The organism is Frankia nepalensis (assembly GCF_016786325.1).
GTDB classification, from domain to species: Bacteria; Actinomycetota; Actinomycetes; order Frankiales; family Frankiaceae; genus Pseudofrankia; species Pseudofrankia nepalensis.
The window spans coordinates 30,714-55,144 of record NZ_JADWYU010000249.1; the positions used below are offsets into that span (position 1 = coordinate 30,714).

Below are 24,431 nucleotides of genomic sequence, written 5' to 3' on the forward strand. Positions count from 1 at the left end.
CCCCGCGGGCGCGGCGTGTGCGTCGGGGGGGGGGCGCCCGCCGGGGGGGGGGGGGCCCCGTCTCCGCCGGCCTGCCGACCCAGGCGTTCGACCCGCTGTTCGACGACCTCCCGTTCGGCCCGGCCGGCCGGCCCCGGCCAGGCCAGGAACCCCCCCGGGTCGCCGACCTGCCGGATGGGCTTCGCCAACCCGGCAGGAACCCGGCAGCCGATCCGACCGCGGGTCCGCGTCTCGCCGATCCGACGAGGATGCCGGGCGCGCTCGGCGCCGGCGTGCCGGGCGGGCCCCGGGTGGGCGGTGGGGCTCCCGGCACGCCTGGCGCGGACCCGTTCGCGCCCGCGCCAGGGCCGTACGACCGGGGCTACCCGGCGCCCCCGCCCGTACCGCCGCCGCCCGTTCCCCCGCCGGGCGCCCCACGGCCCCCCGGGCAGGCCGCTCGGATCGGACCAGCCGATCCGGCGGGAATCGCGGATCCGGGCAGGGCTCCCGGAGGCAGAGGGCCGGCGGGGCCTACCGGGGCCTCGCCGGGTGTCGCCCCGCCGTACGAGCGGGCGCCCGGTTTCCAGCCGTCGACGCAGTTCCCGGCGCCGCCGCCGCGTCCGCCGGCGGTCCCGCCGCCGGGGTCCGACAGCGGGCTTCACCACTCGACCCAGTGGAGCCCGCTGGCGTACCCGGAGCCCGAGGCCGCGCGCGGGCCGGCTCAGCCCGGCCCGGGCCACGCGCCACCCGGCCGGGGAGGCCGGGACCCGCGGGACATGTTCGACGTGTCCTCGGCGCCCCGGCCCCGGACGCGGCCCGCGGACAACCGCGGTGACGGCGCCCCGCCATACCCACCGCCGCCACCGTCCGCGCCCCCGCCGCCACCGTCCGCGCCGCGGCGGCGCAACACCCCGGCACCCGACGCCGCCTACCCCACCGACCGGGGCATGCCCCGGACCGGCATGACAGATCCCGAAGGGCTGGGCCGGGCCGCCGGCGGCGGTCGGCACGGCACCAACCACCCCAGCTCCGCCCTCTACAGCGACGCGCTGCTGCCACCGGCCCAGGAGACCGCGGCGCGGGGCTGGCGCAAGGTCGTCTACCAGGTGTCCGGCGGCGCGGTGAATCCCGGGCCGTCCCCGGATGAGGCCCGGTACAACCGGCTGCTTGGGCACATCAGGACGCCGCTCGTCGACTGCCACCGGATCGCCGTGATGTCGCTCAAGGGTGGCGTCGGCAAGACGACGACCACGATCGGCCTCGGGTCGACACTCGCCGACCTGCGCGACGACCGCGTGGTCGCGATCGACGCCAACCCGGACCGCGGCACCCTCGGGACCAAGGTGCAACTGCCGTCGCAGTACACCGTGCGCGATCTGCTCGAGGACGCGCCCCGGCTGCGCCGCTACGTCGACATCCGCCAGTACATGGCGCGGTCGGACTCCCGGCTGGACGTGCTGGCGTCGGCGGACGACCCGGAGATCTCGGAGGCCTTCGCGGACTCCGACTACCGCTCCGTCGACGACCTGCTGCAGCGGTACTACTCGATCCTGCTGACCGACTGCGGGACGGGCATGCTGCACAGCGCCATGGGCGGGGTCCTCGCGCTCGCCGACACGTTGGTCATCGTGACCAGCTCCAGCGCCGACGGCGGGACCAGCGCCAGCGCCACGCTGGACTGGCTGGACGCGCACGGCTTCGCCGAGCAGGTCCGGGACGCGGTCGCGGTGATCTCGATGTTCCCGCAGAACGGGGACGGCGTGGACGTCGACACGTTGGAGGCGCACTTCGCCGCGCGCACCCGCCGGGTCGTGCGGGTGCCGTGGGACCCGCATCTGGCCACCGGTGGCCGGATCAACCTGCACGAGCTGAAGCGAGAGACCCGCCGCGCCTACCAGGAGCTGGCGGCCGCCGTCGCCGAGCACTTCACCGCGCCCGAGCTGGACTCGGCGGGCTACCCGTCGGCGGCGCCGTACCGGGACGACCGCCTGTTCTCCTGACGTCCCGCGCCCGGCCCGCCCGCGCGGCGGGCCGGCTAGCGGGAGAGCCTGGCGACCGCGGCGGTGACGCCAGGGCGGGCGAGCTGGCGGGCGATCGTCGAGCGGCCGTCGATGATCCGGGTGAACAGGCCGAACGCCCCCGGGCCGGCGGACATCGTGGCGTGCATCAGTTCGGGGCGCCGGCCGTAGAGCCCGAGCAGGACCCGGCCGGCGGCGATCTCGGGCCCGAGCACCGCCTCGATCCGCCCCGGATAGGCGTCCAGCGCCGCGGCGTCGCCGCCGGCCGCCGCGGCGGCCGCCTCACCGGCCAGCCGGCCGGAACGCAGCGCGAACGAGATGCCCTCCCTGGTCCAGGGGTCGAGCAGCCCGGCGGCGTCACCCGCGACCAGCACCCGGCCACGCCGCAGGGGCGAATCATCCGCCCGCACGCGGGTGAGGTGACCGGAGTCGTGCAGCCGGGGCAGGTCGGCCAGCCCGAGCCGGGCGACGAACGCCTCGTAGTAGGCGCGCAGGGCCGGCCCCTGGTCGCGCGCCCCGATCACCCCGACCGTCAGCACCTCGCCCTTGGGGAACACCCAGCCGTACGAGCCGGGGACCGGACCCCAGTCGAGCAGCATCCGGCGGGTCCAGCGCGCGGCGATGTACCCGGGTACCCGGAACTCGCCCTCCAGGCCGACGTCGACCTGGTCGCAGCGCACGCCGACATAGCCCCCGGCCCGCCCGGACGTCCCGTCCGCCCCGACGACCACCGACGCGCGCACGTCGTCCCCGCCACGCACCGCGACGACGACCCCGTCGGCCCCGTCCGCGCGCAGCCCGCCGACCAGCACGCCGGTCCTGACCTCGGCGCCGGCCGCCTTGGCCGCGTCGACCAGCGCCGCGTCCAGCTCGGGACGCATGACCATCGCGAGGATCGGCTCGCCGTCACGGCGGCTCCTGGTCACCGTCAGCCGGCCGTCGAGCGTCATCGTGAGCGCGTCGACCTCGGCCCGCGCGACCGCGGCGAGGTCGAGCCCGGCGGCGCGGAGGTGGTCGCGCGAGATCCCGACCAGCCCGCCGCCGCACGTCTTGTAGCGGGGCAACGTGGCCCGCTCCAGCAGGCAGACCCGGGCCCCCGCGGCGGCCGCGACCCGCGCCGCCGCCGCCCCCGCCGGGCCGGCGCCGATCACGGCGACGTCGAAGTCCGTCATCGGGCAAGGTCCGGCATGGACGGTGACCTCGTCTCAGTCGCGGCGGGTTGTTCCCATCGCCATCATGCCCGCGCGCCCCGCCACCCGTCCGGCACCGCCGGGTCAGGAAGGGGAACGGCCGAAGACAGGGTTGCCCGGGTACTCGGCGGCGGCCGCCGCGAGCAGCTTGTGGCGTCCGCCCTCGACCCGGCCGAAGCCGAGCTCGGCCCCGACCTCGGTCCAGTAGGCGACGGCCGTCATCCCGTCGAACGCCTTGAACGACTCGGGCCGCAGGCCGGCTCTCCGCAACAGCAGGACGGCGTCGAGCGGACGGCCGAAGACGGCCGCGAGCTCGGTGACCTCCTCCGCCGTGAGCCCGCTCCCCACCGGCGACGGTGGCCCACCGTCCTCGCCGGGGACGGCACCGGTACCCACGCGGTGCTCGGCACCCACGCGACCCTCAGTGCCCACGCGACCCTCAGCGTCCACCCGGGTGGTGCCCGTCGCCGGGTCCTTGACGCGGCTCGTCAGGGTCGCGATGAGATCACGCACGGCGGGGTCCGCCAGGCCCGCCGCGTCGGTCCGCAGGTCGAACTCGCCGAAGGCGGTCCTGGCCACCAGGCGAAACTGCCCCTGCTCCCGGCCGGCCGGCTGGCGCGCGGCCCGCGCCGCCAGCCAGCCTCGAACGCCCCGGTCCAGCGCGGCCACGGACCGTTCGCTCCCGCGCAGGGCGACGACGACGGCGTCCAGCCGGCCTCCCAGCTCCCCCGGCAGCGGCGGCGCCTCCCGCAGCGACACCCGCCCGCGCAGCTCCGGTTCGTCCAGCAGCCACCGCCGCAGGCCGCGCAGCTCGTCCGCCGACGGCCCCCCGTCGGCGACCAGCTCCACCTCCAGCTCGTCCCCAGTCACGCCCGGCTCCGCGGGTGCCCCGAGGACGAGGAGGCGCCGACGACGCCCGGCTCGACGCGCATGTCGTCCTACCCCCGATCGCCCGTTTCCCAGCACCTAAAATAGTGAGGCTGAACCGGTCGCGGGTCGGGGTGGTCGCATGATCGGGAATCGAGGCCAACGGTTATCGCTGGCGGCGCTGGTGACGTCACTGGCGTTGTTCACGACCGCCTGCACCGGGGGCGGTTCCGCGGCGCCCTCCGCGCCCAGCCAGATTTCAGGCCTGGCGCCCGCGGCCGTCGTGGCGAAATCCGTCGAGGCCTTCGGCGGCGCGTCCTCGTTTCATGTCCTGTTCTCGGGGATGTCCGCGGACCTCGTCCCGTCCGGCTACGACTCCAACGTAAGCGGCCCCGCGGCCGCGGGGAACTTCGAGTTCGCGGGCGTCGCGGTCCGTGTCGTGCGGACGGGCGCCGTCTACTTCGAGGCGCCTGACGCCGCCGCGCTTCAGCTGTTTGGGCTGACAACCCACCTGAACGGCACCTGGTTCAAGGGAAGCGCGACGAGGTTCCTGGCCACGAATGTCGCGGATTCGCTTTCGCTCGCCTTCTGGCACCAGCTTCTCGATGCCGCCGGCAGAGTTTCCGGCTGGTCGTTTCGGCGGACGGCTCCGGACGTGGTGGTGCTGGCGGCGTCCAGCACCCGGGGAGCCGAGTACGAGCTGACCGTGGCCAACTCCGGAAAGCCGTACCCGCTGCGGTTGCGGATGAGCGCGGGAGAGAACGAGACCCGGGACTACCGGTTCAGCGAGTTCGACCACCAGGTGAGGCCGTCGGCACCCGCCGAGCCGATCGACGTGGACACCTTCTCGTCGGCGACCCCGCGCGCGTCCGTGACCCCACGCTGATCGCCCCGAGCCCTCGCGGTCAGCGCGCGCAGGGGAGGCTGGTCGGGGGGAACTCGGCGATGAAGGCGCGCCACTCGGCCTCCGTCAGAGGGGTGCCCGCGGTGGCACAGACCGCCGCGGCGGCGTGTTCTGGATCAAGCTCCCAGACCCGGTGGTGGCCGCCCCAGTCCGTCGAGGCCAGGCTCTGCCCGTCCGGGGAGAACGCGAGCGTGGCCACCCCGGCGCTGTGCCCCTGGCTGAGCGTCGCCGCCTGCTGATACCCACCGGCGGGCGACGGCGTCCACAGCCCGATGACGCCGTCGCTTCCCGCGGTGGCGATCGTCCGGTCGTCCGGGCCGACGGCGAGCGCCTGAACGATGGTCGGTGCCCGCAGGGCCCCCAGTTCGTCCGTCACCGAGCAGTTCTCGGTCAGGCGCCAGACACGCGCATTCCGGTCGCCATCGGTGACCGCGACGGCGGAGCTGTCCGGGAAGAAGGCGAACCTCGTGAGACTGGAACTCGTCGCCACCGAGTCCCGCACCACCGGCCGTTCCGGATCACGGACGTCCCAGAGCCTGAGGAGACCGAAACTCAACTGGACGCCAAGGCAGGAGCCGTCCGGGCTGAAGGCGAGTTCGACGACGTCCTGGTTGCCGTCGCGCGCTCGCTGGGAAAGCTGGACGGGCGCACCCCTGGCTGACGCGTCCCACAGCTGGACGATCCCGTCCTCGCCGCCGACCGCGACCACGCCGCCACGGCCGAGCGCGGCCGCCGCCACGGGCCCGCCCGCCGGTATCGCGGCCAGCGTGGCCGGCGAACCTCGCTCGCCGACATCCCAGAGCACCACTGAATCAGCGTTCGGCGAGCCGCCAACCGTCGCGACGACGGCCCGGTCCGGGGCGACGTCCAGATCTTTGGCGGGTCCTGGGCCGAGGGTGGCGATCACCTCTGCCCCGGCCGGGCTGGGCTCGAGGAGCTTGGGCACTCCGAACTGGTTCACGACGAGCGTGGCCCCGTCGGCGGTGAACCGCGCCATGGGCGTGCTGTCGGTATCCGTCCCCGCGCCATCGGACACCCGCCAGTACCGCACCGTCCCGTCCGTGTCGCCGGCCAGCATCGTCCGTCCGTCCGCGGCGACCGCGATCACGGAAATGGCCACAGGGTCGGCGTACGTGGTGACCCAGCTACGCGTGGCCAGGTCCACGACGTAGATGATGTTGTTGGCGGCGACGACCAGGTTCTTGCCGTCGGGGAGCCACCGGGCCGCCATGACGGTCTGCGGGAACGGCAGGGCCTCGGTCTGGACCGGCCGGGTCGGGTCGCGGAGGTCCCAGATTCGCGCCGTGAGGTCGATGCTGCCCGTGGTGACCAGGGAGTCGTTTCCCCGGAACTGCGCGTCGGCGAGGAGAGCGGTGTGCCCGGAGCCCGTGCCCAGCCGCCGCGGCGCGCCCCGGTTGGAGATATCCCAGATCTCGACGTTGTTCTGGCTGTCCCCGAAGGCAAGGAGCTGGCCGTCGGGACTCACCGCCAACCCGTGATATCCGGCGAAACCTGGCATGACCGCCCGTGGTCGCGGCGCCCCGGAGCCGGCGACCTCCCACAGCCGGACCTCTCCGGGGCCCGCGGTCACCAGGGTCTTCCCATCGGCCGCGAACACGATGGCGTTCACCACATCGTGGCTCGCCGGAAACTGCCCAATCTCCCGCGGTCTGGTGGGGTCACCGACATCCCAGAGCTTTGCCTCGCCGAATCCGCCCGTCGCGATGACCGGGGCCGTCGGGTGGCACGCGACCGACGAGGCAAAACCGGGATGCGGCCGGGTCGTCGAGTGTTCCGCCGGGCGCCCTGGGTCCGTGGTGTCCCACAGCCGCAGGGTTCCGTCGTAGCTCGTCGTCGCGAGCGCGCCTCCGCCCGCGACGGCGCACACGCCGGTCACCGTCTGGCTGTGCGCGAGGATCCGGCCGCCGGGCAACGTCGTGCTCGTGCTCAGCAGGGCTCCCCTGGCCTGGGCGGTCGGGGAGATCCGGTAGGCGGCAAGGCTGAGTTGGGCGGCGAGCACGGGGTCGGTCACCCGCAGTTGCTCGGCGTCGACCGCGACGCGCGACGAGACCGCGTCGCGCAGCCGCTGCTCCGCCTGGGCTCGCTGATCGAGCGCGTTGTCGCGCTGGCCGAGCGCGAACACCGTGAGACTCGCGGCCACTACGACCAGGGCGATCAGCGCCGCGACGAGCCGGCGCAGCCGGCGGGTGGTCCGCAGGTCGCGTACTCGGCGGGCCTCCACAGCCGCCCGCTCGGCCATCACCTGACGATGGGAGGCGTCCAGGAACTCCCGCCCCACCCCGCCGAGCTCCGCCGCCGGCGTTTCACCAAGCCGTTCCCAGGCGACCTTGAACTCATGGCCGCGGTAGAGCCGCGAGTCGTCGCGTCCCTCCCGGTCCCAGTACTCGGCGTCGGCCAGCAGGCGGTCGCGGGTCTGCAGCCAGTCGCGGTTCTGCGCGATCCACTCCCGCAGCTCTGGCCATTCCCGCAGCAACGCCTCGTGGGTGATCTGGATGCTGACCTCGTCGACCGTCACCAGCCGGCCGTCGCTCAGCGCGTCGAGTGCCGCCGTCCACGGGCCGTTTCCCGCCGGGATGACCTCCGTCCGGCTGGCCACGCGGGGGGACTCGCCGTCGGCCCGCACCCTGACAAGGCGCAGCAGGATGCGCTTTGCCTCTTCCTGGGCCTCCGGCGCGAGCGTGGAGTACAGCTTGCGCGCGGCCGTGGCGATCGACCCGTCGATGCCACCCGCCCGGCGGTAGTCGCCCAGCGTGAGGGTCCGCCGGTTGCTGTTCAGCCAGGTCTCGCGCAGCGCCTGCGACAGCAGCGGCAGCGACCCGGCCGGGCCGGTCTCGCGGCTGCCGAGAAAGTCGGTCATGATCTGTTCGACGACGCCCTCGTCGAACACCACCTCACCGATCCTGGCGGGTATCTCGATCGCCTCGCGCAGTTCGTCCTGGCTCAGCGCGCCGACGGCGACCGCCCCGTTCGTCATCGCGGGGACCAGCTCGGGGATGGTGAGGCACCGGTCGTAGAAGTCGGCGCGCACGCCGAGGACGACCGCGAGCCCTGGCGCCACACCCGCCTGGCCCGCCCCGTTCGGCGCGGCCGGCGGGGCCGGCGCGGCCGGCGGGGCCGCGACCTGGCACAGCGCGCGGACGAACTCGACGCGCTGCCACTCGTCGTCGCAGAGGGTGAATAGCTGCTCGACCTGGTCGACGACGAGCAGGCACCCGGTGCCGCGCTCCCGGGTGGCCCGCGCGGCCAGGCCGGCGAGCACCGCGGCGCCGCCGGCCCGCGCCCGGGCCGCCGCGCGCTCGGCGTCCGCGCCGACGAGACCGGCGAACTGGTGGGCGAGCTCGCCGAGGGGGTCGGCGCCCGGGGTCGTCGGCAGGTGTGGCCAGGCCGCCGACCCGGCGATACCGAGGCCGCCGTGCGCGACGGCCGGAATCAGGCCGGCCCCCAGCAGGGACGACTTGCCGGCCCCGGACGGGCCGATGACGACGAGCGGGCCGCCGCCCGAGCCCAGCCGGGTCGCCAGGCTCGTGACGAGCTCGCGCACCTTGGAGTCCCGGCCGAAGAACAGGTGCGCGTCGTCCGGGCCGTAGGCGGCCAGCCCCGGCCAGGGCGGGAACCTCGCCCGGCTGGGCGCGGTTTCGGCGGTGCTCCAGTCCTTCCTGGTCGGAGGCCGGTAGGCGGGGTTGTCCGCGAGCGTCAGCCGGCCGACGCCCCCGGACATCAGGCGGTTGGGCCGCGGGGCGTCACCCGGCTGAGGCTGGCGGCGGAGGTACTCGTAGGCGTCGTCGAAGCTCAGCCAGGGTCCGCCGGCCGGGTCGCCGGACCGCAGCAGCTCGATGAGGGCCCCGGTGAACGAGGTGTGGCGGGCGTTCACCGGCGCCATCGCGGCCTCGGTCGCGCTGACCGCGGTCAGTAGATAGGCCCCGTGGATCCCGAGACCGTGGTCCGAGCCGGGCGAGGAGATGGGAATCATGGCGGCCCGACCCGCGAAGCAGCAGTCGAGGACGATGACGATCGATCTCGCCTTGGTGTCCTGGACCGTCTGCTGGAGCACCGAGTAGATCAGCGCCCGGATGCTGGAGTTGGCGTCGTCGATCAGGTCGGACCCGAAGGTCGCCAGGTGAAGCCTGCCCTCGGTGTCCACCAGCCCGTGCCCGACGTACCAGACCAGCAGCACGTCGCTCGCGGTCCGCGCTCCCCAGGCGATCGCGTCCGCCAGCTCCGGCGGGTCCCGAGGGTCGACGAGCAACTTCAGCTGATCTTTGGGTAGACCGCACCGTTCGGTCAGCACCGCGGCCAGGTCACGGACCGTCGCGTCGACGCTCGGGACGTCGGTAAGGCGGGAGCCGGGCCGGTGCCGCGCGGTGCCGACCAGCACCGCCCGCACGCCGGGTCCCGACAGCCCGGACATCAGCCCTCGTCTCGCCCCGTCAAGACCATCGGCATACTTCCCGGCGGCATACGCTCAATCGGCGAAGACAGTGCCAGTACCCGACATGACGGGTCACGCGGCCCGGCCATGGATGCCTGCCAGGCCACCGACCGCTCTGGCCACCGCGCGGTCGGCCCACTCGACGCGGCGGCGCCAAGCGGGCCGGCGAGGTCAAATGCAAACAAACCGTCACCCCCCGTAAAGGGGATGGTAGCGACCTCGGTGTGGGGTGGCGGCGGCTTTGCGCAGTTCGCCACCGAAAGGGCAACCTCGTGACCGGTGACCGGTGAGCGGGGCGGCCCCGACCGGCGGCTGGTCATGACCTGTGGGGTGTTCGACCATGATCCCAGACGCCATGGTGCCGAATACCTCCTCGTCTGGCACCACAGCCCATGCACCGATCCCAGAACCGGCCAGCCACCAGCGATTTCCATCGCCCCACGCGGCCAGCAACCCCGGACCTCGGAACTAACGGGCACCAATACGGCCGATCGCCGCGGGAACGAATGCATTGCCAGGACGCGACCGGTCCGGCCCATCGGGGCCGGACCGGTTCCGGGGCCTCCCGAGTTCCAGGGTCGTTCCACGGACGCCTGGCCGGGTCGCTCGCCCGCCGATTCACGCACACTTCTGGCGATCAGGGCCCGTCAGGAGAACCCGCAACCCCATGATCCCCAGATCTGTACAGTTTTCGGCGATTCTTGCCCGTTTTGCCCCTGAATTCCACGCAGATCTGGTGATCTACCGGGCGGAACCGGCTGGAACCGGCCGAAGATCGCCAGATATGTGCATGGATCGGCGCTCCGGGACCTGTGCGCAGGACCGACGGGGAGGGCCGTGACCCTGCCGAGTCCGTAACTCAGGTCAGCGCAGGGTCAGGGTGCGGCCCACGACGCCGGCGCGGGCGCGGCGCTCGTCCGCGGTGAGCGGCCGGCGTTCCGCGAGGACCTCGTCCAGGGCGGCGCGCAGCGCGGCGGCGGGCTCCTCGCAGCTGTCCGCGTCCGCGTCCGCGGCGAGGTCCCAGACCGGCACGACCAGGCCGTCGGCCCGGAACGAGCCGGCGAACCGCGAGCCCTCGCCCATGGTCAGCCGGCCCGCCGCCGCGAGCCGGGCGAGCGCGTCGAGCAGTTCCTCCTCGGCGCCGGCGCGGGACTCGGCGTCGGTCCCGGCCGGGTAGGGCAGCACCCAGCGCAGATGAACCTTGTCGCCTGGCCGGGTCCAGTAGGCGGCCTCGACGGAGCGCAGCCGCGCGGTCGGCACGACGGACGCGTTCGCCCGTTCGAGGCTCATCGTGACCTCGCTCGACAGGGCCTGCCCCTCCTCCGCCGGCGGCAGCCACCAGTCGAAGCCCTGGTGCACGCTGACCGCCAGCGGCGCCGGGGCGAGCAGGTCGACCAGCCGGGGGAGGCCGGCGAGCCCTTCCGGCAGGCGCTCCACCGTGGCGAGCGCCGAGGCCGGCCCGTCGGTGACGACGGAGCCCGGCTTGGCCGCGAGCGCCGCCAGCAGCGCCCCGGCGATGTCCGCCGACGGGTCCAGGCCCGGGACGAGCGTCTGGGCCGCGAGCAGGATCTCGCCGGTGTCGCGGACCAGCGCGGGCGCGGCCTGCGGCAGCATCGTGCCCAGGATGATCGTGCGGTCGGCGTGCTCGGGGTGCTTGATGAGGTGGTCCGGGTGCAGGGCCACCGGCGCGGTCGCGCTGGGGACCAGCTCGCGCAGCGCGACCAGGTCCGGCTCGTCGACGCGGCCGGCGAACGGGCGCAGCACCGGCGCGGGCCGTGTCTTCGCGCCGTGGCAGGCCTTGTAGCGGCGGCCGGACCCGCAGGGGCACGCCTGGCGCGGGCCGACCGCCGCACCTCCCGCGGCGCTGTCGGCCGCGAGCGCACCAGTCGCGGCGGCGGGTCGAGTACGCGCTGGGGTTGCTCGGCGGGCGATGGCGGACTCCCGGGGTCGGACCGGGCTCACCGGTCGTGGGTCGAAGGCTCTCGACGGGTAAGGCTAGGACATCGCCGTGGAAACGCAGCGGACTCGCCGCCCGGCGCGTGCCCGGTGGCGGGGCGAGCGCGTGACTGTCCCCGGGATCGCCTCAACGGATCGCCTCCATGGATACGGACGCCGCCGTCCCTGGCCAAGGGCGCGGCCCTGTACCGCTGGCGGACGGAGACGGTCGGGCAGTCGGACGGAGACATCAGACAGCGACATTCAGACGGAGACATCGGCGCCGCGGCGCAACGCGGCATGCAGCGAGGCAGGCGTGAGGTAGCCGGCGAGGCTGGGATTGGAGGTGCCGACGGCCTGGCCGCCGTCCGGGCCGTGGTACACGGGCAGCCGCGCGTCGTCACGGGCGAGCAGCGCCGTCAGCGCGTCGGACAGCCGCGCGCCGACGACCACGGGTCGCCCACTGTCGGCACCGTCCCGGCCCGGGTCCGCCTGGCCCGGGTCCGCCTGAGCCAGGCCTGCCTGGGCCGGCGCGGAGCCGACACCGGCGGCGACGGGGACGAGCGGCGGCTCGAGGTCCGCCAGGCGCAGCGTCGTGACGTCCAGGCGGCGCAGGGTCCGCTCGGCGCCGGTGAAGTCGGCGACGAAGTCGGTCGCCGGGCGGGCCAGGATGCCGGCGGGGGTGTCGATCTGTTCGAGGCGCCCGCCGTCGTCCGTGGCGCGGAAGACCGCGACCCGGTCGGCGAGCCGGATCGCCTCGTCGATGTCGTGGGTGACGAAGACGATCGTCTTGCTGATCTCCCGGCGCAGCCGGGCGAACTCGTCCTGCAGGCGCTCCCGGGCGATCGGGTCGATGGCCGAGAAGGGCTCGTCCATCAGCAGCACCGGCGGGTCGGCCGCGAGTGCCCTGGCCACCCCGACCCGTTGCTGCTGTCCGCCGGACAGCTCGCTCGGGTAGCGGCCACCGACCACGCCCGGGTCGAGACCGACCAGCTCCAGCAGCTCGTCGGCGCGGGCGCGCGCCTTGGCACGGTTCCACCGCAGCAGCCGCGGCACGGTCGCCACGTTCGCCCGGACCGTCAGGTGCGGGAACAGCCCCACCTGCTGGATCACGTAGCCGATCCGGCGGCGCAGCCGCACCGGGTCGACCGCGCGGACGTCCTCCCCGGCGACGAGGATCCGCCCCGCGGTCGGCTCCACGAGACGATTGATCATCTTCAGGGTGGTGGTCTTGCCGCACCCGGACGGCCCGACCAGGCACACCAGCTCCCCCGCGGCCACCTCGAACGACAGGTCCGCGACCGCGACCGTCCCGTCGGGATAGGACTTGCCGACCCCTTCCAGCACGATCATCGGCTCGCTCGCGCCGCCGGCGCCGGCCACACTGGCCACACCGGCCGTGCCGGCCGCTTCGGCCGCCGTCACGCCCGGTCCCCGACCGTGGCGGACACCGCCGTCACGGACACCGCCATCACGGACACCGCCGTCACGGACGTCGCCGTGACCGACATCGCCGTGGCGGGCGAACGTCGCGCCGGCCACACAGGCCGCAATGCCGGCAAGGCGGTCATCGGGGACCTCTTCTGGCGCGGCCTCGGATAGCGTGCGGGCATGTCGTCGCGCGGCGGGAACTGTCTCACGCGCAACGAGTGGATCTGCGGTCGGTACGTGAGCACCCGCTCCGACGAGATCCTGGATGCGCTGCGCGAGCACGTCGACCTCACGGTCACCTCGGTCGCGCTCGGGGTGGTGGTGGCCGTGCCGCTCGTGCTGGCCGCGCGCCGCTGGAGGCCCGCGGTGAGTCTGATCGGTGGCGCCACCAGCATCCTGTACACCATTCCCTCGCTGGCCTTCTTCGCGTTGTTGCTGCCGCTGTCCGGGCTGTCCACGACGACGGTACGCACCGGCCTGGTGGTCTACACGCTCGTCATCCTGTTCCGCGGCTTCCTCGCCGGCCTGGACGGGGTGTCGCCGGACGTGCTGGAGTCCGCCCGCGGCATGGGCTACGGGCCGACCCGGATCCTGCTGACGGTCGAGCTGCCGCTCGCGCTGCCGGCCATCATCGCCGCGCTGCGGGTCGCCACCGTCTCCACGGTCGCGCTGGTGACGGTCGGCGCGACCATCGGCCACGGCGGCCTCGGCAACCTGATCTACGAAGGGCTGGGCAGCACCTTCAAGGCCGAGGTGTTCACCGCGTCGGTGCTCTGCCTCGCGCTCGCCGTGGTGGCCGACCTGCTGCTGCTCGGGCTGGAACGGCTCGCCACCCCGTGGCGGCGACGCCAGGGCCGGGCGCGGCCCAGGCGGGCCTCGGCGGCCGGCGCGGCCACCCCCACCGCGGGGGCCGCCTCGTGAGCACGGTGGAGGACGCGTTCGGCTGGCTGGCCGACGGCGCGCACTGGTCGGGCGGCGACGGCATCCCGGCGCGCCTCGGCGAGCACCTGATGCTGACCGGGGTGTCGGTGGGGATCGCGGCCGCCCTCGCGCTGCCGCTCGGGATCTGGCTCGGCCACCGGGGGCGCGGCGGGGGGCTCGCGACCAACCTCTCGGGCGCGCTGCGCGCGGTGCCGACGTTCGCGGTGCTGGTGCTGCTCGCCATCGGGCCGCTCGGGATCGGCGACCGCACCACCATCGTGGCGCTTGTCGTCTTCGCCGTCGCACCGCTCGTGACGAACGGCTACGTGGGGGTCCGCGAGGTCGACGCCGGCGTCCGCGAGGCCGCTCGCGGCATGGGGATGTCCGGCGGCCAGCTCCTGGTCCGCGTCGAGCTCCCGCTCGCGCTCCACATGATCATGGTCGGCGTCCGCCTGGCCTCGGTCCAGGTGATCGCCACGGCGACCATCGCCGCCCTGATCGGCGGCGGCGGGCTGGGCCGGTACGTGGTGGACGGTCTTGCGCAGCACGACCAGCCCAAGGTCTTCGCCGGCGCCATCCTCGTGGCCACGCTCGCCCTGGTCGTCGACGGCCTGTTCCTGGCCCTGACGCGTCTGCTCGCTCCGGGCGGCGCCCGCGGCGCGCGGAGCCGCCGCCGCTAAGGCGGTCGGCTCAAGGTCGCCCAGGGGCGACCATCGCCGCTCCGCCGTCGGGGCGCGGGGCGCCCCGACCGGACTGGTACCGAGTCGGACCTATGAGACCGGGGCCAGTCCCGGCCCCAGGTCGGGATCATGGTCGGGTTCCATCAGGAGTTCCTGGGCGCCGGGATGGTCGACCGCCGCGCGCCGTCCCGGGCGGGCCGACAGGGCGAAGATGACACCAAAATTACAGTTCCACGTTTTTCCACCTGACAGGGGAACTATCTGGTTGCGTTGGCCCCCTGGTCAGGACAACGTGGGCGAAGTAGCCGCCGCCGGGCGTGAGTCCGGCCCGTGGGGGAGAACGCGGCCACTGGTCGTTGGGACGGCGGCGCGGACACCGAGAGAGGTATCAGTGGCGGACACGACACCCTGCGACGAACCCCCGCGAGGACGCCGCGGGCTGGGACCTGGTCGTTCCCGAGGCCGCGGGCGCTGGCTCGGCGCGCGCGCCGTCGGGGTGGCGGCGCTGCTGGCACTCGCGCTCACCGCCGCCGCCTGCGGCGGTGACGACGACGACGCCTCCGGGGATGGGGGCGCTCCGAAGGGCAGCCTGACCATCGCCGACGCCGGCTTCACCGAGAGCAAGATCCTCGCCGACATGTACGGCGAGCTGCTCACCAAGGCCGGTTACACGGTGGAGCGCACCTCGGTGTCGAGCACCGAGATCGCCCAGTCCTCGCTGGAGAGCGGCCAGATCGACGTCATGCCGCAGTACGTCGCGACGTATGCCGACCTGCTGAACTCGCTGGTCAACGGCAAGGACGCGCCGGCGGTCTCGTCCTCCGACCTGGACGCCTCGGTCGCCGCGCTGCGCGAGCTCGCCACCGGCAAGGGCCTGACCGTGCTGGATCCCGCCGACGCCGTCGACCAGAACGCGTTCGCGGTGACCAAGGACTTCGCGACCGAGCACAACCTCAAGACGCTGTCCGACCTGGGGGCGAGCGGCCTCGAGGTGAAGATCGCCGCCACGGCGGAGTGCCCCACCCGGCCGTTCTGCCAGCCCGGCCTGGAGGAGACCTACGGAATCAAGATCTCCGAGGTGTTGGCCACCGGCTTCGACACCGCGCAGACCAAGGCGGCCGTCCGTGACGGCACGGCCCAGCTGGGCCTGGTCGCGACCACCGACGCCACCGTCGAGGACTACAACCTGGTCATCCTGACCGATGACAAGAAGCTGCAGAACGCCGACAACCTCGTGCCGATCGTCAACTCCGACTCGCTCACGCCGGAGATCAGCTCGGCGCTGAACGCGTTGGCGCCGGTGCTCACCACCGCCGACCTCGCCGAGCTGAACAAGAAGGTCGACGCGGACCGGGAGCGCAGCTCCGACGTCGCCAAGGAGTACCTGCGGAGCAAGAACCTGCTGGCGTAGGTGCCCCACATGTCCGTGGGGCACCGCGCCCCGGTGCCCCACGGACGCGTCGGAATCATGCGGCGCCGACGGCCCTGGCCGCTCGGCGCCAGCGGCCAGGGCGGGCGACCGGCCCTGGCGGCCGGGGGACCGGGCAGGCCCGCCCTGGCCGAGCGGAGCAAGAGCAGAGCACAGACAGAACAGAGCAGAAACCAGCTCACGTAGCCCTCGGTCAGGGCCGCGGAGCCCCCCGCGTCGCGTCGGCGGCGCTCAGCGCCGGCGGCGAGGCGGGCGACCGGCCCTGGGTGGCGGAACCGGGGGCCGCCCGTCCTGACCGAGCGGCAGGGTCGTGTCGGAGTCCGGTTCAAGGTCGGCGGCGCGCGCCCACGGCCGGCGTCGCCGGGCCGGCAGGGTCGCCCCGGCGTCACCCGTCGCCGGCGTCCCCGGCCAGTCCCGCTCGCCCGCGGGACGGCCGGCCGGCGTCTCCGGCGGCAGGGGCCCCCAGGGCGCCGTCGCGTCCGGCGGGCCCGCGTCGGGCCCGTACGGCTCCTTGTCCGGTGGCGGCATCATCGCCGGCAGGACGGCGGGCCCCACCGGCCGCGGCCGGCCCCCGGCCGCGCGGGCGCGCCGGATCTCACGAGCCTGCGGGAACAGCGTCGCGCCGGCCGCCAGCGCCGGCACGAGGAACCCCACCGGGCCGGGCATCTCCACCAGCCCGATCGCGCCGCCCGCCACCCAGCCGAGCTGCAGGAAGGTCTCCGAGCGCGCGAACGCGGAGTTGCGCACGTCGTCGGCGGTGTCGCGCTGGATTATCGCGTCCAGGGCGAGCTTGGCCATCGACGCCGCCAGCATCGCCAGCAGCGTGGCCAGCAGCGCCGTGAGCTTGCCGTAGCGGACCACGGCGAGCACGCAGCCCCCGGTCGTCAACACCAGCGCGAGGGTGAGGAGGCGTTCCGGGCGGCGCCGGCCGAGCCGGCCGCCGAGCAGCACGCCCAGCCCGCTGCCGAGCGCCGCCGCCGCGGCGAGCGCGCCCAGCCACAGATTGGTCCCGCCCTCGGCGCGCAGCAGGAACGCCAGATAAAAGGTGAGAAATCCCACAGTCGCGCGGAGCACGAGCGTCGAGCGCAGCGCCACCGGCGACGCGCCGAGCGCCGCCCGGACCGCCGCGCGCGCCCGGACCCGGATGCTCGGCCTGGTCCCGCCGACCCCGCCTTCCCCTGCCCCGACAGGGTTCCTGGGACCGGTGGCGGCGGCGACGACGTCGCGCAGTCCCCGCTCGCCCGCGTTCGAGTCGACCTTCTTCGGCAGGTTGAACGCGAGCAGCACCCCGGCCATGTAGAGCAACGCGCAGATCCGCAGCACCCACGGATAGCCGACATGGGGGATGTTCGCGATCCCCAGGCCCACGGGCGCGGCCACGGTGCCGGCCACGATGTTGACCATCGACATCCGCGAGTTGACCTTGACGAGAGTCAGCTCCGGCGGCGCCACCCGGGGGACCACCGCGCTGCGGGCGACGCCGAACGCGCGGGACAGCATCAGCAGCCCCAGCGCGAGCGGGTAGACCGCGATGCCCGTGAGCGCGCCGGCCAGCTGCCACGCGAGCAGGCCACGCGCGAGGCACAGCGCGGCCAGCGCCGTGCGGCGCCCGTGCGACACGCGGTCGAGCAGCGGCCCGATCACCGGCGCGAGCAGCACGAACGGCACCATGGTGATCAGCAGGTAGAGCGCGACCTTCGAGCGGGCCTCGCCTACCGGCACCGAGAAGAACAGCGCCCCGGCGAGCGCCACGGTGACCAGCGCGTCGCCCGCGGCGTTGACTACCGACAGGTCGAGGAGCGAGGCCAGGCCGGACCGGTCGGCGCCGTCCCGACGCGTCGAGGCGCGCATCCGCTGGACGCCGGTGCGCACGCCGCCGAGGCCCGCGCCCACGCCGGCGCGGACCTTCGTCGTCGCTCTGCCAAACCCCCCAGTTCCCACGCCACCGAGTTTCCTCGTTGAAGAGCCGCCCGGCCACGACCACGCCGGGCGTACCGGTAGCGGCTGGGCGAGAATGTTGTCTCGTGGACGACGTAACGGGCGCTGACGACGTTGTGAGCGCTACCCCGGCGACGCCGGAGGCCGCGCGGCCGGCGGGCACAGCCACGGGTAGCACCGCGGGCGGTGAGGGCACCGCGGGCGGTGAGGGCACCGCGGGCGGCGAGTGGGCCGCCATCGAGCCCGCCGTGACGGGTGGCCCACCCTCCGCCGGGCCCGAGCCCGACGTCGAGCCGGCGCCCGTGGCCACGGCCGCGCCCGAGCCCGACGGGGAAGACCCGGCCGACCCGCCCAGTCGAGGCCGCGCCCCGCGGGCGGCCCGGGCGGTGGTGCCCGACCCGGTCTGCGCCGCCGCCGTCGACCTCGCCCGCGAGGCCGCCGCCGAGGAGGCCGGCGCGGCCACCGCCGTCGGCGAGCACCTCGGGGTCGAGGCCGAGGGCGACCGAATGGTCCTGCACCGGTTCGCCTGCCTGTCGCCCGCCTACCAGGGCTGGGTGTGGACGGTCGTGACGGCTCGGGCGCCGAGGGTACGCAAGGTCACGGTCGACGACGTGGTGCTGATGCCCGGCGAGAGCGCGCTGCTCGCGCCGCCCTGGGTGCCCTGGTCGCAGCGGCTGCGCCCCGGCGACGTCGGCGTCGGCGACCTGCTGCCGACCGCCGTCGACGACCCGCGCCTCGCGCTGCGCCGGGACGACGTGGAGGAGTTCGTCGACACCGACGTGTTCCTGGAGCAGGGGCTGGGCCGGTCGCGGGTGCTGTCGGCGTTCGGCCGCGAGCAGACCGGCGCGCGCTGGTACGCCGGCGAGCCGGGCCCGGACGCCCACGTGGCCAAGGTGGCCCCGGCGAGCTGCCTGACCTGCGGGTTCCACATCCGGCTGGCCGGGGCGCTCGGCCGGCTGTTCGGGGTGTGCGCCAACGAGCTGGCGCCTGACGACGCCCGGGTGACCTCCATCGACCATGGTTGCGGCGCACACTCGGAGGCACTGGTCGCGCCGTCCGCCCATCCGGAGCCGGTACCGTTCGACGAGGACCCGTCCGACCTGGCGCCAACCGACATCGAGCTCGTCGGCGTGACGACGAACGGCGCGGCGGAGGCGACGCAGCCGGGCCACCCCACCGTCGGGCACGGCGGCCGCCCGGAGCCTTACGGTCACGCCTGACGGGCGAGGCGCGACCAGGCACCGTCCGTCACCAAGGGTGGCGTCTTCCTGGCACTGACGGTAACCGGAACCGTGGGAGACCACGCACGGTCGACGGCGATGCTAAGGTCCGTCAGCAAAGTCCTGTTTGCCCTCCCCAGGAATCCCGCGCTGTCACCGCGCCGTCCGAGACGGTCGTCACTCCCGGGTGCGTCCAGCTCTCCCCACGGCGCACGGAGATCCACACCGACCCTCGGCCGCCAGACCGACCCGGAGGCCGACTCCTCTGTCGGCGGCGGACCTCGGATCGGGAGAAACAGACAGACCGGGACCGACCGAGTGCGGTAGGCGTAGCCAGAAACGCGACGTAACGTAACAGCGATCAGCCCGCAGGCAGACCCCGAACCGGGAGGAAACCCGACAGAACGGGACCGGCCGAGCGGGTAGGCGCGACCCAACGTAACGACGATCAGCCAGCAGGCAGACCCGGCCACCGACGCATCGGCCGGCAGGCACACCCAAGCACCGGCCCACGGCCAGCAGGCAGACCCGAACACCGACCATCGGCCGGCAGGCAGACCCGGATACCGACCCATCGGCCGGCAGGCAGACCCGGATCAGGAGGAACCCGACAGACCTGGACCGACGAGGTGTAGTAAACGCAACCAACAACGCAATGCAAGGTAAGAGCGAGACTGAAGCTAGGAGACAAGACGATGAGCCGCACGCTGATCGTCACCGCCGTGCAGGCTGAGGCGGACGCGGTGTGCGCGGGCCTGATGGGAAGCTGGTCCCGCTCCCGGGGGCGTTCCGCCGAGGCGCCCGCCGCGCCCGTCTCCCCCGACTGGGACCGCCAGCTGCTGACCACGTCGACCCTCGGACCGTACGTCGGGCGCCGGCGGGGCCCCGTGACGGTGCTCGCGGCCGGCACCGGCGGCCCGGCGGCAGCCGCGGGCACCGCGGTGGCGCTGGCGGTGGCCCAGACGGCCGGCGACCCGTTCGGCCTCGTGCTGTCGATGGGCGTGGCCGGCGGGTTTCGCGGCTGGGCCGAGGCCGGTGACCTGGCGGTCGCCACGCGGCTGGTCGCGGCCGACCTCGGCGCCGAGTCCGGGCTGGACGACCTGCGTGAGCCGGCCGGTCAGATCCATGAGATGGACCGCAGCCTCGGCTTCCACAGCACCGGGGCGCCGCCGCTGCCGCGCCCGGCCGGCGCCAACTCGTCCGCCGACGGCAAGTTCCTGACACTGGACGATCTTGGCCTCGGGTCGTCGACGATCGCCTCGGATCCCGAGCTGGTCGAGCGGCTGCGCACCGTCCTCGGGCTGACCGGCCGCCGGGTCGTCGCGGGCCCCGTGCTGTCCGTCGCCACGGTCACGGGTACGGAGCTGCGCGCCGCGACGCTGACCGCGCGCCTCGACCCGGTCGCCGAGGGGATGGAAGGGTACGCGGTCGCCACCGCGGCGGGGGCCTTCGGGGTGCCGTCCGGTGAGATCCGCTCGATCAGCAACCAGGTGGGCCGGCGGGACCGGGCCAGCTGGAACATGCCGGCCGCGCTCGCGAGCCTGCGCACCGCCGCCGGCGCCCTGGTCGCGCACCCGGAGGGCCTGCTCGCGCCGTGACGAGCGAAGGTGCCGTGACCAGCGAGGATGCCGTGACGGATGAAGGTGCCGTGGCGCCGCTGAACCTGGCGATCTCACCGTGCCCGAACGACACGTTCGCCTTCCACGCGCTCGCGCACGGCCTGGTGCCGGGAGCACCCCCGGTGTCGGTCACCTTCGCCGACATCGACGTGCTCAACACGCGCGCCGCCGACGGGCTCGACGACCTGGTGAAGGTCTCCTACGCGGCGCTGCCGTGGCTGCTCGACCGCTACCGGCTGCTGCCGTCGGGCGGCGCGCTCGGCCGCGGCTGCGGCCCGCTGGTCCTCATGGCCGAGGACAGGGGCGCCTCGCGGATCGGCGAGACCGGGGGAGGCGGGGACGCCGACGTGCTGCGCGGCGCCCGGGTGGCCATCCCCGGCACTCGCACCACCGCGTACCTGCTGTTCCGCCTGTGGGCGGCCGGGGTGGACGTGGCCTCGATCGACGTGCTGCCCTTCGAGAAGATCATGCCGGCGGTACGCGACGGTCGTTACGACGCCGGGCTGGTCATCCACGAGTCCCGGTTCACCTACCCGTCCTACGGGCTGGTGTCAGTGGCCGACCTCGGAGACTGGTGGGAGGGCGCCACCGGCCTGCCCATCCCGCTGGGCGCGATCCTGGCCCGCCGGGACCTGCCCGCCGGCGTCGGCGACCTGGGCGGCGCCGTCCGGGGCAGCGTCGCGGCCGCCTTCGCGGACCGGACGGCATCCGCCGACTGGGTGCTCGCGCACTCGCAGGAGCTCGCGCCCGAGGTCGTCGAGGCGCACATCGACCTCTACGTCAACGGCTTCAGCCTCGACCTCGGCGACGAGGGCTACGCCGCCGTCGAGGAGCTCCTCGGCCGCGCCGCCACGGCCAACCTCGTCCCGCCCCTCCCCACGCCCCTACGCTGAGCCCGCCACCACGCAGTCCCAGAATCTGGCAGGCCCGGGGGCGCGCCAGCGCCCCGACGGCGAAGCGGCGATGACCGCCCCCCGGGACGCCCACGAGCCCCAGCCACGATCCTGACCTCGGACCGGGGCCTGCCCCTGGCTTACGGGTCCTACCCGGGTTCCAGGGGGGTCGGGGCGCCCCGCGCCCCGACAGGCGGAGCGGCGATGGTCGCCCCCGGAACGCCCACGAGCCCCAGCCACAATCCTGACCTCGGACCGGGGCCTGCCCCTGGCTTACGGATCCTACCCAGGTTCCAGGGGGGTCGGGGCGCCCCGCGCCCCGACAGGCGGAGCGGCGATGGTCGCCCCTAGGCGACCTTGAGCCGACCGCCCCTTGAGCCGACCGCCTCAGGCCTCCAGTTCGCTGGCGACGGCGTGGACGACCTTGGCGACGCGGCTCGCGATGCGGCGGTCGGGGTAACGGCCGCGCCGCAGGTCCCGCTGGACGTCGTCGAGAAGCTTGATCATGTCCTCGACCATGCTGTGCAGTTCGTCCGGGCTGCGTCGGGCGGCCTCCTTGGCGGCCTTCGCCACCGATGGAGGCGCGGTGAGCACCCGGACCGACAGGGCCTGGTCGCCCTTGCGGCCCGCGGCGACGCCGAACTCGACGCGGTCGCCCGCGCGGAGCTTTTCGACACCGGGCGGAAGCGCCGCCTTGTGGACGAAGACGTCGCCGCCGTCGTCGCGGCTGAGGAAACCGAACCCCTTGTCGACGTCATACCACTTGACCTTGCCGGTGGGCACGGGCGACCTCGTTCTGTGACACGACGGGATTCACTACGCTAGCCGGCCGACAAAGGCGCGGCCACAGATGTCGGCCGCGCCTTCCGCCGGCCCACGGCCCCGGAGCACGGAGCCGACTCGACCAGCGGGCGGCGGTGAACAGGCTATCCGGCGGGCGCCCGTCCGGCGCGAGATTCTCCCGTCGGCGACCGGGACCTAGTGCCATGCCCGGCGACGTTCGGCCCTGTGTCCGCGTGCGGCGGCGTGCTCGTCCTGTCCGACGTCAGAGGGGATCGTGTCAGACGCCAGAGCCAGGACCGGCACCGTTTCGTGACCCTGGCGTCTGCCAGGACGTCCGGGATCCCCTGGTGTCTGCCGCGACGTGGGAGACGTGGGAGAGGAGAGAAGTGGCGGGGGGCCGCCGCTCCGCCCGGCCGTCGACCGGGGCAGATCTTGCCTGAGGCGGCATTGGGTCAAGGAAGAAGCTCGTTCATGGAGCCGGAACGGAAGCCGCGGGGGTCGACCTCGACGCCGCCGAAGCCGTCGACGGCGGCCATGAGGTCCGGCCGGGCCGCGAGCGTGACCGCGAGCCGCGCGTCCACCTCGATCCTCGCCCGGTCTCCCAGGTCGCGCACCCGCAGGTCGCGGCTTTCCAGGCCGGCGTCGGCCAGCGCCGCCCGCAGCGCCGTCTCGGCGCGCTCGACCCGCGCGAGCCGGCTCGGCGTCACCTCGATGCCGTAGGCGATCCTGCTGGCGAGGCAGGCGGCGGCCGGCTTGTCGGCCGTGACCAGGCCGAGGCGGCGGGAGGCGGCGCGGACCTGGCGCTTGGTCAGGCCGGCGTCCAGCAGCGGCGTCGCCGCGCCACGCTCGGCCGCGGCCTGGATGCCGGGACGAAACCCGGCCACGGCGTCGTCCGCGTTCGTCCCGGTGACCACGTGCCCGAGCCCCAGCTCGGCGGCCAGCGGCCCGAGGGTGTCGGCGAGCTCCGCCTTGCAGAAGTAGCAGCGGTCGGGGCCGTTGGCCCGGTAACCGGGCCGGGACTGCTCGTCGGTCGCCGGCAGGACGTGGCGCACGCCGAGGCGCTCGGCGAAGTCGCGGGCCGCGGTCAGCTCCCCGGCCGGCAGCGACGCGGAGACCGCGGTCGCGGCGACGACCGCGTCGGCGCCCAGCGTGCGGGCCGCCCAGGCGAGCAGGAACGCGGAGTCGGCGCCGCCGGAGAACGCGACCAGCACCGAGCCGAGCGCGCGCAGCCGCTCGGTGAGCGCCGCCAGCCGTGTCTCGAGCACCCGGTCGGCCAGCCAGCCCGGGAAGTCGGCAAGCGCGCCGAGCACCACGTCCGCGCCCGCGGCGGTGAGCGTGCCGGCGTCGTGCGGCCCGGTGGTCAGCCCCACCGCGAGCGCCCCGCCCGCGCGGGCGCCGATCATGTCTCCCTCGTGGTCGCCGACGAAGATGCCGACCCCGTGGTCGCGGATGGCGTCGCCCTTGGTGTCCGCGAACCGCTGGCCGACCACGACGTCCGGCTCGATCCCGATCACGGCGAGGCTGGCACGCGCGAGCCGCTCGTTCTTCGCCGTCACCACCACCACCCGGCCGCCCTCCCGGCGGACCGCGGCGACGGCCTCCACGGCGTCCGGCATCGGCTCGGAGACCGGCACCGCGTGCACCGCGTACAGCTCGCGGTACAGCGCCGCCACGGTGTCGACCTCGTCGGCCGGGAACCAGTGGGCGAGCTCATGTTCCAGGGGCGGGCCGAGCCGGGTCACCGCCAGCTCACCGCCGATCGCGACGCCGGTCCTGGCCGACACCTCGGCGAACGTCGCCAGGATGCCGCGCCGCGCGTCGAGCAACGTCATATCCAGGTCGAATCCGACCACGAGCGAGGAGGAAGCACCACCAGCCGACACCAGCCGAGCGTAACGAGCGGCGGCCACCTACCCGGGGTGGGATCACGTCAGTGCCACGGTTGTCACCGAACAGCCGGTGTCACCGAGCAGCCGGGCCGCCGGCCGCCGGCCGCCGGCCGCCGGTCGCCGAACGCCCGCGCCTCCGCCGGACCGGCGCGCGGACGCCCGCGGGCCGACCACCGGCCCCGGCCGCGCCGCGGCACGCGGACGCGGGTCTGGAACGGAAATGAACGTAACTATGGGCGCGCCAGAATGACCCCAGTGGCCCTTGCCCGCTCGGACGTGGGTGTG

At 74.4% G+C, this 24,431-nt stretch carries 17 protein-coding genes; 9 read left to right on the forward strand and 8 right to left on the reverse strand.

What is annotated here, in order from left to right:
* Positions 1-941 precede the first annotated feature (941 nt).
* Positions 942-1,979 (forward strand): MinD/ParA family ATP-binding protein, encoded by a 1,038-nt coding sequence (locus tag I6A81_RS38745; RefSeq protein ID WP_238438253.1) that lies wholly within the window; start codon positions 942-944, stop codon positions 1,977-1,979.
* 35 nt (positions 1,980-2,014) lie between these two features.
* Here I6A81_RS38745 and I6A81_RS38750 read toward each other — a convergent pair whose 3' ends face one another.
* Both I6A81_RS38750 and I6A81_RS38755 read right to left on the reverse strand, forming a co-directional pair.
* Entirely contained in the window at positions 2,015-3,169 is a 1,155-nt protein-coding gene (locus tag I6A81_RS38750; protein ID WP_203006439.1) for a geranylgeranyl reductase family protein, read from the reverse strand.
* Positions 3,170-3,271: 102 nt separating this feature from the next.
* On the reverse strand, positions 3,272-4,057 hold the full coding sequence (locus tag I6A81_RS38755; protein ID WP_203006438.1) for an effector-associated constant component EACC1: 786 nt from the start codon (positions 4,055-4,057) through the stop codon (positions 3,272-3,274).
* 139 nt (positions 4,058-4,196) lie between these two features.
* On the opposite strand from I6A81_RS38755, the gene I6A81_RS38760 reads away from it, so the two are divergent.
* Positions 4,197-4,940 carry a hypothetical protein gene (locus tag I6A81_RS38760; protein WP_203006437.1) on the forward strand — a complete coding sequence of 248 codons (744 nt, stop codon included), beginning with the start codon at positions 4,197-4,199 and terminating at the stop codon, positions 4,938-4,940.
* 19 nt (positions 4,941-4,959) lie between these two features.
* Here the strand turns inward: I6A81_RS38760 and I6A81_RS38765 are convergent, their stop codons facing one another.
* The 3 genes from I6A81_RS38765 to I6A81_RS38775 form a co-directional block, all read right to left on the reverse strand.
* On the reverse strand, positions 4,960-9,387 hold the full coding sequence (locus tag I6A81_RS38765) for a caspase, EACC1-associated type (RefSeq protein WP_203010463.1): 4,428 nt from the start codon (positions 9,385-9,387) through the stop codon (positions 4,960-4,962).
* 885 nt (positions 9,388-10,272) lie between these two features.
* Complete coding sequence (locus tag I6A81_RS38770; protein WP_203006442.1) at positions 10,273-11,340, reverse strand: DUF5926 family protein; 1,068 nt, start codon at positions 11,338-11,340, stop codon at positions 10,273-10,275.
* Between the two features lie 267 nt (positions 11,341-11,607).
* Positions 11,608-12,696, reverse strand: a complete 1,089-nt coding sequence (locus tag I6A81_RS38775; protein ID WP_203006441.1) for an ABC transporter ATP-binding protein — start codon at positions 12,694-12,696, stop codon at positions 11,608-11,610.
* Between the two features lie 87 nt (positions 12,697-12,783).
* On the opposite strand from I6A81_RS38775, the gene I6A81_RS38780 reads away from it, so the two are divergent.
* The 4 genes from I6A81_RS38780 (at position 12,784) to I6A81_RS38795 (ending at position 15,786) form a co-directional block, all read left to right on the forward strand.
* A complete protein-coding gene (locus I6A81_RS38780) occupies positions 12,784-12,945 on the forward strand; it encodes a hypothetical protein (RefSeq protein WP_203006434.1) in 162 nt (53 codons plus the stop codon).
* A 9-nt stretch (positions 12,946-12,954) separates the two neighbouring features.
* Positions 12,955-13,695, forward strand: coding sequence for an ABC transporter permease (locus I6A81_RS38785; protein ID WP_203006433.1), 741 nt, complete (start codon positions 12,955-12,957; stop codon positions 13,693-13,695).
* Positions 13,692-14,375 carry an ABC transporter permease gene (locus I6A81_RS38790; protein WP_203006432.1) on the forward strand — a complete coding sequence of 228 codons (684 nt, stop codon included), beginning with the start codon at positions 13,692-13,694 and terminating at the stop codon, positions 14,373-14,375. Before I6A81_RS38785 ends, I6A81_RS38790 begins: the two co-directional genes overlap by 4 nt.
* Positions 14,376-14,766: 391 nt before the next feature.
* On the forward strand, positions 14,767-15,786 hold the full coding sequence (locus I6A81_RS38795; RefSeq protein ID WP_203006431.1) for an ABC transporter substrate-binding protein: 1,020 nt from the start codon (positions 14,767-14,769) through the stop codon (positions 15,784-15,786).
* A gap of 249 nt (positions 15,787-16,035) precedes the next feature.
* Here the strand turns inward: I6A81_RS38795 and I6A81_RS38800 are convergent, their stop codons facing one another.
* Complete coding sequence (locus I6A81_RS38800; RefSeq protein WP_203010466.1) at positions 16,036-17,655, reverse strand: MFS transporter; 1,620 nt, start codon at positions 17,653-17,655, stop codon at positions 16,036-16,038.
* Between the two features lie 173 nt (positions 17,656-17,828).
* On the opposite strand from I6A81_RS38800, the gene I6A81_RS38805 reads away from it, so the two are divergent.
* The 3 genes from I6A81_RS38805 to I6A81_RS38815 all read left to right on the forward strand — a co-directional run bounded on the left by I6A81_RS38805 (position 17,829) and on the right by I6A81_RS38815 (position 21,474).
* Entirely contained in the window at positions 17,829-18,962 is a 1,134-nt protein-coding gene (locus I6A81_RS38805; protein ID WP_307875199.1) for a DUF3027 domain-containing protein, read from the forward strand.
* A 695-nt stretch (positions 18,963-19,657) separates the two neighbouring features.
* The gene (gene mqnB / locus I6A81_RS38810; protein WP_203007750.1) at positions 19,658-20,560 is read left to right on the forward strand and encodes a futalosine hydrolase; all 903 of its coding nucleotides are present in this window, start codon (positions 19,658-19,660) and stop codon (positions 20,558-20,560) included.
* A gap of 32 nt (positions 20,561-20,592) precedes the next feature.
* The gene (locus I6A81_RS38815; RefSeq protein WP_307875200.1) at positions 20,593-21,474 is read left to right on the forward strand and encodes a 1,4-dihydroxy-6-naphthoate synthase; all 882 of its coding nucleotides are present in this window, start codon (positions 20,593-20,595) and stop codon (positions 21,472-21,474) included.
* A gap of 387 nt (positions 21,475-21,861) precedes the next feature.
* Here I6A81_RS38815 and I6A81_RS38820 read toward each other — a convergent pair whose 3' ends face one another.
* Both I6A81_RS38820 and larE read right to left on the reverse strand, forming a co-directional pair.
* Positions 21,862-22,257, reverse strand: a complete 396-nt coding sequence (locus tag I6A81_RS38820; protein WP_203008233.1) for a cold-shock protein — start codon at positions 22,255-22,257, stop codon at positions 21,862-21,864.
* A gap of 452 nt (positions 22,258-22,709) precedes the next feature.
* The gene (larE, locus tag I6A81_RS38825) at positions 22,710-24,140 is read right to left on the reverse strand and encodes an ATP-dependent sacrificial sulfur transferase LarE (RefSeq protein ID WP_307875201.1); all 1,431 of its coding nucleotides are present in this window, start codon (positions 24,138-24,140) and stop codon (positions 22,710-22,712) included.
* Positions 24,141-24,431 lie beyond the last annotated feature (291 nt).

Coding starts and splice junctions, on each gene's coding strand:
- I6A81_RS38765 (WP_203010463.1), bottom strand. CDS start 9,387: ATGTCCGGGCTGTCGGGACCCGGCGTGCGGGCGGTGCTGGTCGGCACC.
- I6A81_RS38785 (WP_203006433.1), top strand. CDS start 12,955: ATGTCGTCGCGCGGCGGGAACTGTCTCACGCGCAACGAGTGGATCTGC.
- I6A81_RS38745 (WP_238438253.1), top strand. CDS start 942: ATGACAGATCCCGAAGGGCTGGGCCGGGCCGCCGGCGGCGGTCGGCAC.
- mqnB (WP_203007750.1), top strand. CDS start 19,658: ATGAGCCGCACGCTGATCGTCACCGCCGTGCAGGCTGAGGCGGACGCG.
- I6A81_RS38775 (WP_203006441.1), bottom strand. CDS start 12,696: ATGATCGTGCTGGAAGGGGTCGGCAAGTCCTATCCCGACGGGACGGTC.
- I6A81_RS38760 (WP_203006437.1), top strand. CDS start 4,197: ATGATCGGGAATCGAGGCCAACGGTTATCGCTGGCGGCGCTGGTGACG.
- I6A81_RS38750 (WP_203006439.1), bottom strand. CDS start 3,169: ATGACGGACTTCGACGTCGCCGTGATCGGCGCCGGCCCGGCGGGGGCG.
- I6A81_RS38800 (WP_203010466.1), bottom strand. CDS start 17,655: ATGCGCGCCTCGACGCGTCGGGACGGCGCCGACCGGTCCGGCCTGGCC.